This is a genomic window from Cyanobium sp. BA20m-14 (genome assembly GCF_024346295.1).
The window spans coordinates 1-10,818 of the sequence record NZ_JAGQCR010000097.1; the positions used below are offsets into that span (position 1 = coordinate 1).

A 10,818-nucleotide genomic window follows, 5' to 3' on the forward strand; every position below is an offset into this window, starting at 1 on the left:
GGTCACCTCCCAAGAGATCCGCACCTACATCTCCACCCTGGATGACAGCGTCCGCAAGCAGTGGCTGGTGAAGGCTCGCGGAGGGCTCTGAGTTGGTGCGGCGCTGTTGTCGCTGATCACGCTCCCCACCTGCCCAGCTGAAAAAGAGCCAGTAACTCACAAGCGCCAGACCAGCTGCGACAACCAGAGCTGCCACCTGCTCAAGGCGCTTAATCATGGCAATCACACGGGCAGGTGAGACGAGTCTGCACCAGATGATTGCCTAGCCGCCCCCCCGACAGACGGGTCGCCAGGGATGATGGATTTGGTCCCTAGACCCTTATCCGTGCTCCGCCTCGAACGCCTCGGCAAGATTTATCCCACTGGCGAGGTGCTGCGGGATGTCACCTGGGAGGTGAGGCCTGGAGACCGCATTGGCTTGGTGGGCGTCAACGGAGCTGGTAAGTCCACCCAGATGAAGATCATTGCGGGGCTGGAAGAGCCCAGCAGTGGCCTGGTGGTGAAGCAAGGCGAACCCAGCATTGCCTACCTGCAACAGGAATTCGACGTCGATCCAGCCCGCACGGTGCGAGAGGAGCTGTTCCAGGCATTCGGCGAAGCAGCTGAAGTGCTGATCCGCCAGCACCAGCTGGAGCACGAGATGGCCAGCGAGAAGGCCGCCAGCGACCCAGACCATCTCGACGAGCTAATCCACGAGCTAGGCCGGCTGCACAGCCGTTTCGAGGCGTTGCACGGCTACGAGCTCGACGCCCGCATCGACAAACTGCTGCCCACCATTGGCTTCAGCCCCGAGGGGGCCGAACAGCTGGTGGGGGATTATTCCGGCGGCTGGCAGATGCGCATCGCCCTCGGCAAAATCCTCCTCCAGGAACCGGATCTGCTTCTGCTCGACGAGCCCACCAACCATCTGGACGTTGAAACAATCCAGTGGCTCGAGGGCTATCTGGTCGAACAGACCGCGGCCCTAGTTGTGATCAGCCACGACCGCACCTTTCTGGATCGGGTCTGCAACCAGATAGTGGAGACCGAACGGGGGGTATCGCGCACCTACCTGGGCAATTACAGCCAGCATCTAGAGCAGAAAGTCCTGGAGCGCGAAGCAACCCAGGCCGCATTTGATCGCCAACAAAAGGAGCTGGGAGCCCAGCAGGCCTACATCGACCGCTTTCGGGCCAGTGCCACCCGCTCCACCCAGGCCAAAAGCCGGGAGAAACTGCTGGAGAAGGTTGAGCGGGTCGAAGCTCCGCTCGAAGGTGTCGGCGGGCCGCAATTCCGCTTTCCCGAAGCACCACGCTCTGGGCGCGTGGTGGCAGACATCAAAAACCTGACCCACAGCTACGGCGACCAGATTCTGTTTTTAGGGGCTGAGCTGGAGGTGGAACGGGGTGACCGCATCGCCTTTGTCGGGCCCAACGGCGCCGGCAAATCAACCCTACTGCGCCTAATCATGGGCAGCGAACAGCCCGAGGACGGCTGCGCCAGCCTCGGGGAGCACAACGTGATAGCGAACTACTTCGAGCAGAACCAGGCCGAAGCCCTAGACCTCTCCAAAACCGTGATCAACACGATCTTCGAGGTAGTGCCAGACTGGACTCAGACCCAAGTGCGCTCACTGCTAGGCAGCTTCTGCTTCAGCAACGAAAGCGTATTCAAGGAGGCCGGCAAACTCTCTGGAGGAGAGAAAGCCAGGCTGGCGCTGGCGTTAATGCTGCTCAGCCCCTGCAACCTCCTAGTTCTGGATGAGCCCACCAATCACCTTGATATTCCAGCCAAGCAGATGCTGGAAGACGCGCTGATCGAATATGAGGGTGCGGCCTTGCTGGTGAGCCACGACCGCTATTTCATCTCCAGGGTGGCCAACCGGATCGTGGAGATCCGGGATGGCCAACTGGTGCTCTACCGCGGCGATTATTCCTATTACCTCACCAAGAAAGAAGAGGAAGCTGGCCTGGCCCGGCAGGCCGAAGAAGCAGAACGCAAAACGGCAAAACAGGCCGCCAACAAGGCCAAACAGGCGTCTCGAAAATCCCAGTCAAAATCCAGCTGAGCAGCCCAGCCCGCAGTCCCTGCCTCAGCGGGTACACAGAACTTCACCGCCGCTTAGGCAGGAAGACTCATTTCACTAGCCCCCTTGGCTTGGTGTGCATAAGCTGACAAGGAGTCGCCACCGCAGGAGATCATGGGTAATTCACACATGGGCCCCAACGCCCAGGGCACCAGCTATCACGTCGCCGGCCATCAAGACAATGGCCGCCAAGGCGACGCTTTGGAGGTGTATTTCGAATGCATAACCACCTGCTCCCTGGATGACGGCGCCTGCGTGACGCGCTGCGTTGAAGAGCTACGCGAACAGCCCTGAGCTCAGACGTCGGCCAGCCCATCACCGCGCAACAGCAAATCAGCACAGGGAAAGCGCCCTGTCGCAACCGCTACGCGAGCGAATGAAACAGTTTGTAGCGTTATGGGGTCAAATAGTTACCTGTGGTGCGTGCCATGTCTGAACCACTCGCCCTCAGCCTCGGCCAGCAGTTTGAGCTGGAGCGCATGAACCGAGCTATTGAAGCCACCGCCGATCCCCAGACCCTGCAAGGCATTGCCAAGCAGCTACTCCAGGCCTGGCATAGCCAAAAGGCGGCAACCCAGTGGGTGATGCGTCAGCAACTCGGTGCACCTACCCAAGTTTCGCCAAGCCTGGGTAGTCCGTGGGGGCAAGAGGCCTAGGGGGCTGGGGTTAATTGGGCTGGAATAACCGTCAACCGCATCAATGTTCCGGCCCTATTCAGCCGAAGCTCCAAGCTTCCCCCCACCCCCGCCCTCTCCACCGCTGTTACCAGCTGGGAGGGGCTAGCGATGGGCTGATCACCCACGGCAACTATTACATCGCCCTTTTGCAGGCCTGCCCGCGCCGCTGGCCCGGAAGCTTGCACCGCCATCACCCGCACCCCTTGATTCAGCCCAGTGCCATCACCGGCACGAACCCCGTCGAGACTTACGCCGATTACTGGGTGGCTGACACGGCCAGAGGTAAGCAATTGGCGGGCAATATCCCGGGCCCGGTTAATCGGAATAGCAAATCCCAAGCCCGCACCAGGCCCGGTACGCACCAAGGTGTTAATGCCGATCACCTCGCCATCAGCGTTTAGCAGCGGACCGCCTGAATTGCCCGGGTTAATTGCTGCATCGGTCTGAATCAGATCCAAGCGCTTGTCTGTGATGCCCAGCTTGCTGGCATTGCGGTTGAGGTTGCTGATGATCCCCATTGTCACGGTGTTGTCCAACCCGTAAGGGTTGCCTACGGCAATTGCCCACTCGCCAACTTGCAGGCTGTCGGAGTTGCCCAAGGGCGCTACTGGCCAGGGGCCGCTGCCCGCCAACCTCACAACCGCCAGATCCGTGAGGCGATCGAGGCCGACAACCGTGCCTTCAACCCGGCGACCGCCCTGCAGCCCCACGGTCACCCGGTCTGATTTCTCCACCACGTGGGCATTGGTCAGAATCAAGCCCTCAGCCTGAAAAATAAAGCCGCTTCCCTGCCCCCGCTCCGTGCGCTGAGAGGGCTGCTGCTGCTGCTGGGGCATGCCAAAAAATTGGCGAAACAGGGGGTCGTTGAGCAGCCCTCTTGGCAAGCCTCCCGAAGCACTACCTGAGGCAGCCACGGTCCGTTCCGTGTCAATGGTCACCACCGCGGGTCCAGCACGGCGAACAGCAGCCGCCACAAATGACTGGCGGTTCAGGCTGACTGAAGTTGCACTCTGGGCGAGGGCGGCAGCGCCTGGCCAGGGAGCCGGGGGTGCCATTAGAGCCATCAGCACCAGCCCTGAACCCAGCCAGGGCAAGGCCCGCGAATCAGCCATCAATACAGGACTCAACTAGTCAAAACGTAAGCAACCAGCCAGCGACTGCCTAGAGCGGGATTTCCCTCCCAGGAAAGCCGCAACGGGCGATCAGGATCGGCCCTAATATTGGTAAACAAATCTTTCAATCCATGGACACCGGGCGACTGCTAATTGCTTTTCTCGCCTTCGGTGCCGCTTGCAGCACCCTGTGGGCCTGGATGGTTGCCAATATTGGAGAGGTTGCAGTCGTTGATCCCCAAACGGCTCGCTCCAGGCAATGATGGAATTGCGACACGCAACCATCTATCTGAGGCCAGCTTTAAGGCCATGAACACTGTGCTCTCCCAGCTTTTACCCCTGCTCTACGGGGCCTGTTTTGTGGCTCTGCTATGGCAAGCCTTCAGGGTGATGGGCCAAGGATTCCACGCCATTCCCCGTCCCGGTGATCGAGATGCCATGGGTACGCCAGCAGCACAAGCACCCGAAATCAGGTCCAATCACGACCGCACCGGCAGACTCACCATCCATCCGGAGCTGCTTGATTCAGATGGTCAGATCACCCAAGAAGACCTCTTAACCGTCCGCTTCAGCGGCGACAACGAGCAAGCTGCTTACCCAGGTGACCTCAGCTGAATAGGCTCTCCGTTGAGCAAGCGTTTTTCAGCGGAGACAGAAGGTGGATCAACGGACCCGAATAGTGGCTGCAGTGCTGACCAGTCTCAAACTGCCACCTCGTTTTCGCCTCAAGCTGATCAAGGAAGATCCGATTCGGTTGGAGTTGAGCATCACGCCTGCCTACGGCAGGGATCCAATTTTGGTAGGCCTGGTTGAATCTCAGGATCTCGTGGCTCGTCGCGACCGAGAGGGGCGCATCCCCAGGGACCTGCAAGGCACCTGGGACTGGACTGTTCGCCACGGCAAGGTGAGCACCGGGGGCTGGAATCCTTACCTCAAGGAGGCCTTGCAAACCATGTTTGAAACCGGCCTACCGGCGATCGTCTACGAGGAGCTCACAGGCGAGGCCTACCACCCGGTAGATGGCATTCGCCACGTGCGCTGATTCCACAAGGACAGCCCCCTGCCAACGCCCCCGCTACCGATTGACGGCCTGCTGGCGCCGCTGCTCGAAGCCTGCAGGCCCGGTGCCACCGTGCTGCTCCAGGCACCCCCTGGAGCAGGTAAAACGACTCGTGTGCCCCTGGCTCTGCTAGCAGGACTCAACCTGGAGTCGGGCAAGCCGGGTGCCGCATCTGGCCGCATCTGGATGCTGGAACCCCGTCGCCTGGCAGCCAAAGCGGCAGCCCAAAGGCTGGCGGCCGAGCTCGGTGAGCCCCTCGGCCAGCAAGTTGGCTACAGCGTGCGGCTCGAATCCTGCATCTCAGCCGCCACCCGACTGGAGGTGCTCACAGACGGCCTGTTTCTGCGGCGCTTGCAGGCAAATCCTGGCCTTGATCGGGTGGACTGCCTGATTTTTGACGAATTCCACGAGCGCGGCGCCGACACCGACCTATCCCTTGCCCTGGTGCGTCAGGCCAGGGAGCTGCTGAGGCCAGAGCTGCGGCTGGTGCTGATGTCTGCCACCCTCAACCTGGCCCCGCTGGCGGAGCAGCTGCCTGGGGCCACCGTGCTGACCAGCGAAGGGCGTTGCTATCCGGTGGCAATCAGCCACCAGCCACCGCGACCAGGCGAAAGGCTGGCGCAACAGGTGGTGCGCGCCCTTGAGCAGCACTGGCTAGAGCCGCGCGGCGACGGCGAAACCGTGCTGGTTTTCCTCCCCGGGCAGAGGGAGATCCAGGACTGCAGCAGGGCGATCGCCGCCACCGACTGGGGAAAGCCCAGCCATCAAGGCGTGGAGTGCGTTCCCCTGCACGGCAACCTGCCGTTGGAGGCCCAGGGCCGCGCTATCGGCCCGGCCAGCAACGCCGCGGGCAAGGTGGTGCTCGCCACTTCCATCGCTGAGAGTTCCCTCACCTTGGCCGGGGTAACGCTGGTGCTCGACAGTGGTCTGAGCCGCCGCAACCGCTTCGATCCCGGAAGTGGACTTGATGGCCTCGTCACCGTACCCGCAAGCCAAGCCAGCGCTGATCAACGGGCCGGCCGGGCCGGGCGCCTGGGTCCAGGTCGCTGCCTGCGCCTCTGGTCGCCCGCTGAACAGCAGCGTCGTCCCGCTTTCGATCCACCGGAGTTGCTCGAGGTAGATCCATTGCCCCTGGCCCTGCAACTGGCCCAGTGGGGCGATCCCCTTGGCAGGGACCTGCATTGGATAGACCCACCAGCGCCTGCACCCCTAAAGGAGGCCCGTCTGCAGCTCGACCAGCTTGGTGCTCTGGCAGCCACCGGGCGGCTTAACAGCCACGGGCAGCGCCTGGCCCAGCTGGGGGTGCATCCGCGCCTCGCCCAGCTGCTACTGCTGGGCGAGCAACTAGGCCAATTGGAGCTGGCCTGCGGCCTGGCGGTGCTGCTGAGCGAGCGCGATCCCCTCAACCGTCAGGAGGCCGGCAGTGACCTGCTGCGGCGGCTTGATTGGCTAGGTGAAAACCGCCCTGGAGATAGCTCCCAGCGCCGGCTGCGTCAGCTGCAAAGCCAGCTGCAGCGACAGGTCAGGCAGCTAGGTGGTATTAGTTCCAGTCCTCCAGCTGCAATGCCGGTTGGCCGATCCGTAACCCTGTCGGAAGCGGCGGCCTCGCTAGTTGCCGCCGCCTATCCCGAGCGGCTAGCCCTAGCCAGAGCAGGAAAGCCTGGCCGCTACCTGCTCAGTGGCGGCCGCGGCGCCGTGCTCCATGCAGACGATCCCCTAGTGGCCTGCTCTGCTCTGGCCGTTGCCCAGCTTGACGGCCAGGGCCAGGACGCTCGCATCCAGCTAGCGATCCCCATTGATATCGGGCAACTGCGGCAACTGGCGGAGCAGCCCGGCGGACAAGGAAATATCGCGGTGGAGGCGCGTTGGGATGGAGAAGGTCAACGGGTGCGCTGCGAACGCTCCCTGCGACTAGGGGCGCTGGTGCTTGAGCGCCGCAGCTGGAGCGAAGCAGAACCGGCCTTGATTCGCAGCGCCCTACTTGAGGGCCTGCGGCAGCTGGGACTGGAGGCTCTGCCATGGGATCCCGTTAGCCGCCAACTCCAGCAACGCCTCAGCCTGGCCCACCAGCACCTAGGAGCCCCATGGCCCGACTGCAGCCCCCAGCAGCTACTGGAACAGCTAGACGAATGGCTCGGCCCCCACCTCAACGGCCTCCGCAGCCGCGACGACCTGCAGGGAATACCCCTAGGCGAAGCCCTCTGGGGTGACGCCCCCTGGAGCCTGCGTCCCCAACTAGATCAGCTGCTGCCTGTGGCCCTGACCGTGCCCTCTGGCCGCCAAGTCAAGCTCGATTACAGCAGCGGCCAGCCCGTGCTGGCGGTAAAGCTGCAGGAGCTCTTCGGCGCTCGCACAAACCCAATGGTGCTCTCAGGTCAGCTAGCAGTGACCGTGCACCTGCTCACACCGGCCGGCCGGCCGGCGGCGATCACCCAGGATCTGGCGGGCTTCTGGGAGCGCAGCTATCCGGAGGTGCGCAAGGAGCTGCGCGGGCGCTACCCCCGTCACCCCTGGCCAGAAGACCCGTGCCAAGCCCAGGCGACGGCCCTTACCAAAGCAAGGCTGCAACAGGGGAGTCATCGAGCCTGAGGGGCATGGGGCAATAAGGCACCTGCCTGCCCCAAACTGGAACTTTCCGGCAAGGCTGCCTTGGCTCGCTTTTACGTCAACAACCGTCGTGATGGCTCGCGCCTGCTTAGCAGCGCCCTAGTGATCTGCGTCGCAGGGCTGATCCGCGTTGACCATCCGATTGGGCGATCGGTAGCGCTGATAGCAGGCCTGGTGAGCCTCTACTGGTGGATCTGCTACCGGCAGATCCAGCCGTGACTGCGGCCGGTGAATTTTCAGGCATACCGCGCTACGGCGTGACAGAACTGAATGGCGCGGTCGCATCGCTGCTAGAGCGCGGTTTTGCACCTCGGTTTCTGCTTGACGCAACCGTGAGCAGGCCCCAGCTCAAAAAGGGACATCTCTGGATGACCCTGGTCGACGAGCAGGCATCAATTTCGGCGGTGGTTTGGGCTTCCCAGCTGGCGAAGCTCAGCTTCGTTCCCGAAGACGGAGATGGGGTCGTAGTGGTGGGCAAGCTCAACTTTTGGAGCAACCGGGCAAGCCTCTGCGTTCAGGCTCTGGACATCAGGCCAAGCCTGAGTTCGGTCCTGCGTCAGTTCGAACAAGTGCGGGAGCGGCTAGCCCTCGACGGGCTGCTGAATCAAGCTCGCAAGCGCCCCCTACCCGCTTTCCCAAGGCGCATTGCCCTACTCACGAGCTGTCCGAGCTCCGCGTTGGCCGACATGCTGCGCACCAGCGCCGAACGCTGGCCGGCGACAGCTGTGGTCGTGGTGCCAATACCAGTACAAGGCCCCGTACACGAAGCCATCTGCCGAACCCTGGAAAAACTGAACTCTCAAGTGGAGCGGTTGGGCATCGATGCGATCGTGATCGGCCGAGGTGGCGGCAGCCGCGAAGACCTAGCCGTGTTTGATAACGAAGTGGTGGCGCGGTGCTTAGCCGCCTGCCCAGTGCCCGTGGTCAGCGGCATTGGCCACGAAGATGACACCACCGTTGCAGACCTGGTGGCGGACTACAGGGCCGCCACCCCCACCGCTGCCTTGGTGGCCCTATTGCCAGATCACCGCGTAGCGGTGCAGACATTGCAGCAGCAGGGGAGACATCTGCAGCAACTCATCCAACTGAGGCTGCAGGGAGAACGTCAGCGACTCAGTCGGGATCGAGAACGACTAGCGGGGGTAAATCCCCTCGCCCTTTTGACCAGTCGTCGCCAGGCCCTGGGACATGCCCAGCAGCTGCTGCAAGCACTTTCGCCTGCACACCAGCTCAAGAGAGGATTCTGCTTGCTGAGCGATGGCAAAGGGGTTGTGGTGCGCTCCGTGCAGCAACTTAAAAAAGGCGGCGAAGTCATCGCCCAACTCACAGATGGGCAGGCAAGCGCCGTGGTGCGCGAGATTCTGCATCAAGCTCCGGAGGCGAAGCCCTGAACGATGCCTAAAGCAAAAGCCACAAGCAAAACACAAGAAAATGAAAGCATCGAAAACGTTGGCGCCGATCTCTCATACAACGAAGCCCACACCGCCCTACAACTGGCCTTATCAGCCCTGCAAGCCACGGACCTGGATGTTGAAGCAATGACAGGCCTATACCGGCAAGCCCGCGCCTACCTGAATCGCTGTGAAGCGGTACTCGCCCATGTGGAACAGGAAGTGATGTTGTGGCAGGAAGGAGATAACGCTGTAGTCCCCTTTAAAGAGCTCACCTAGAACCACCTCAAATCATGGCAGCCAATTCCGAAAACAGCTCTAGCAACACCACCACCGCCATTCAGGGCAATTCAACCTTGAAATGGCTGTATCTGGCCTTGGCGATCAGCGGTGCAGTACTGCCCTGGCTGGCAAACGTTGACTTCATCAGGGAATACGGATCAAGCTTCGACTTGGGCATGTTTGTCCGTCTTGCAAATGCAAATCCAGCCGCCAGTTCCCTATCAAGAGACCTAGCAATAGGAGCAACGGCAGTGGTGATTTGGATTGTGCAGGAGAGCAAGCGGCTGCAGATGCGAGGGCTGCCTTGGGTACTGCTCAGCTGCGTAACATTTGCCTTCGCATGTGGAGCCCCACTGTTCTTGTATTTACGAGAGCGCCGCCTGGAGGAAATAGCGCGCGACCAAGAACCTAAGACTACCGGCCAGGAAATAGCGGCAAGTAATTAGCAGTAAGTAATTAGCGAAAAGCTCAAGAAGACGGGTCGTCTTCACTGACGACCTGTACATCAATGGTGACATGACTAACATCAAACTGTTCATTGGGCTCTGCACCCTCCGTAGGCGCGGCAAAAGCACCTCCACAAGCTGGGCAAATTTCCTTCTCCATGGAGGTGAAACCACAAGTATCACAGGTACGCAATCTTCTTTGAATCACCTGCCAAGCCACAAAGCCAGCCGCTCCCAGCAATAGGGGCAACAGCACCAGGAGCAAGGTTATGCCTCCGAGAAGATCGAGCACGAAGCGCCCTGCCGGACCGGGAGCAAGGAGCAGCAAGAGCGCTAACAGCAACCAGAGCCAGGTACGTGATCGCTCCATCAGCTGATCTCAATTGGGGCAGATGCATCCATCCTGACGCGCTGGCGCCGTACCATGACTACACACAAACACTGACCGTAGTAAAGGATGACACCAACCAACCAAACCCAAAGACTCAACAACAAAACACCGCCCACCAATCCATAGGCCTGGAAGCGCACCCCTACTGCCAACAGAATGCGCCCAAGCACCAAATTAAGGATGGTAAGGGTTGAACCTATTAAAAGCGCCCCAGGGAACAGAGGCTGCCAAGCGACACGACGCGATGGTAATACCCACAACAACAACATGGCTAAAGCAATAGCAATCAGCAACGAAATAAACAAATCGAGAATTGATGACACGGGACGCTGCAAATCGCGAGCAATGGGCAAAATCTCCAAGGCACGGGCCCACAAGCTTGCCGAACCCAGCAGTCGCATGCTGGTGAAAGCCTGATCCACCACAATAAAAAGAGCGAATAATGAAACAAGACCGAAAGCCTTGATACGCAAACGCAGATAACGGACTACCAAACGCTTCCATGGCAAATCTTCAAGCCCAGCCGGGCGATTCCACCAAAGACGATCAGCACCACGCTGCAAAGTGAGATAGGCGTTGCTTGCCGTTAAAATCAATACAACGGCACCAAGGATTCCAGCCCCAAATCCTTGCCTTAAAAAAGCTGACAATGTGGAAGAGAAAATCGGCATCGCCGAGCTGGGCAAGATTTCCGAAACGACTACCAACAATCTTTCAACCAAACCCTCATCCCCGCCTAGCAACCTTGCCGCAATGGAAAGTGCTATCAGAAGTACGGGGAACAAAG

General features: G+C 60.5%; 13 protein-coding genes. 10 read left to right on the forward strand and 3 right to left on the reverse strand.

Translation table 11 applies throughout. The annotated features are described in order from the left end of the window. The first annotated feature begins 325 nt into the window (after positions 1 to 325). From KBZ07_RS10250 to KBZ07_RS10260, 3 genes are all read left to right on the forward strand, one after another. A complete protein-coding gene (locus KBZ07_RS10250; protein WP_254931517.1) occupies positions 326 to 2,047 on the forward strand; it encodes an ATP-binding cassette domain-containing protein in 1,722 nt (573 codons plus the stop codon). 132 nt (positions 2,048 to 2,179) lie between these two features. Next, positions 2,180 to 2,359 (forward strand): hypothetical protein, encoded by a 180-nt coding sequence (locus KBZ07_RS10255; RefSeq protein WP_254931518.1) that lies wholly within the window; start codon positions 2,180 to 2,182, stop codon positions 2,357 to 2,359. A 134-nt stretch (positions 2,360 to 2,493) separates the two neighbouring features. Next, complete coding sequence (locus KBZ07_RS10260; protein WP_106632552.1) at positions 2,494 to 2,721, forward strand: hypothetical protein; 228 nt, start codon at positions 2,494 to 2,496, stop codon at positions 2,719 to 2,721. Here KBZ07_RS10260 and KBZ07_RS10265 read toward each other — a convergent pair. Next, the gene (locus tag KBZ07_RS10265; protein ID WP_254961349.1) at positions 2,718 to 3,854 is read right to left on the reverse strand and encodes a trypsin-like peptidase domain-containing protein; all 1,137 of its coding nucleotides are present in this window, start codon (positions 3,852 to 3,854) and stop codon (positions 2,718 to 2,720) included. The two genes, KBZ07_RS10260 and KBZ07_RS10265, sit on opposite strands and share 4 nt — an antisense overlap. 309 nt (positions 3,855 to 4,163) lie before the next feature. On the opposite strand from KBZ07_RS10265, the gene KBZ07_RS10270 reads away from it, so the two are divergent. From KBZ07_RS10270 to KBZ07_RS10300, 7 genes are read left to right on the forward strand one after another with little or no spacing between them, the layout of a single operon-like run. Beyond that, positions 4,164 to 4,469, forward strand: coding sequence for a DUF2973 domain-containing protein (locus tag KBZ07_RS10270; RefSeq protein ID WP_254931519.1), 306 nt, complete (start codon positions 4,164 to 4,166; stop codon positions 4,467 to 4,469). 43 nt (positions 4,470 to 4,512) lie between these two features. Further along, entirely contained in the window at positions 4,513 to 4,896 is a 384-nt protein-coding gene (locus tag KBZ07_RS10275; protein WP_106632550.1) for a hypothetical protein, read from the forward strand. A gap of 39 nt (positions 4,897 to 4,935) precedes the next feature. Beyond that, positions 4,936 to 7,503, forward strand: a complete 2,568-nt coding sequence (gene hrpB, locus KBZ07_RS10280) for an ATP-dependent helicase HrpB (RefSeq protein ID WP_315860159.1) — start codon at positions 4,936 to 4,938, stop codon at positions 7,501 to 7,503. Between the two features lie 60 nt (positions 7,504 to 7,563). Beyond that, entirely contained in the window at positions 7,564 to 7,740 is a 177-nt protein-coding gene (locus KBZ07_RS10285) for a hypothetical protein (protein WP_254931520.1), read from the forward strand. After that, complete coding sequence (gene xseA / locus KBZ07_RS10290; protein ID WP_261355714.1) at positions 7,716 to 8,912, forward strand: exodeoxyribonuclease VII large subunit; 1,197 nt, start codon at positions 7,716 to 7,718, stop codon at positions 8,910 to 8,912. The genes KBZ07_RS10285 and xseA overlap by 25 nt, the downstream gene beginning before the upstream one ends. A 3-nt stretch (positions 8,913 to 8,915) precedes the next feature. Further along, a complete protein-coding gene (locus KBZ07_RS10295) occupies positions 8,916 to 9,191 on the forward strand; it encodes an exodeoxyribonuclease VII small subunit (protein WP_254931521.1) in 276 nt (91 codons plus the stop codon). A 14-nt stretch (positions 9,192 to 9,205) separates the two neighbouring features. Next, complete coding sequence (locus KBZ07_RS10300; RefSeq protein WP_254931522.1) at positions 9,206 to 9,640, forward strand: DUF2834 domain-containing protein; 435 nt, start codon at positions 9,206 to 9,208, stop codon at positions 9,638 to 9,640. Between the two features lie 22 nt (positions 9,641 to 9,662). Here KBZ07_RS10300 and KBZ07_RS10305 read toward each other — a convergent pair whose 3' ends face one another. Continuing rightward, positions 9,663 to 10,010, reverse strand: coding sequence for a hypothetical protein (locus KBZ07_RS10305; protein ID WP_254931523.1), 348 nt, complete (start codon positions 10,008 to 10,010; stop codon positions 9,663 to 9,665). Further along, positions 10,010 to 10,818: YhjD/YihY/BrkB family envelope integrity protein (locus KBZ07_RS10310; protein WP_254931524.1), on the reverse strand; the 809-nt coding region annotated here is incomplete at its 5' end. The genes KBZ07_RS10310 and KBZ07_RS10305, both read right to left, overlap by 1 nt.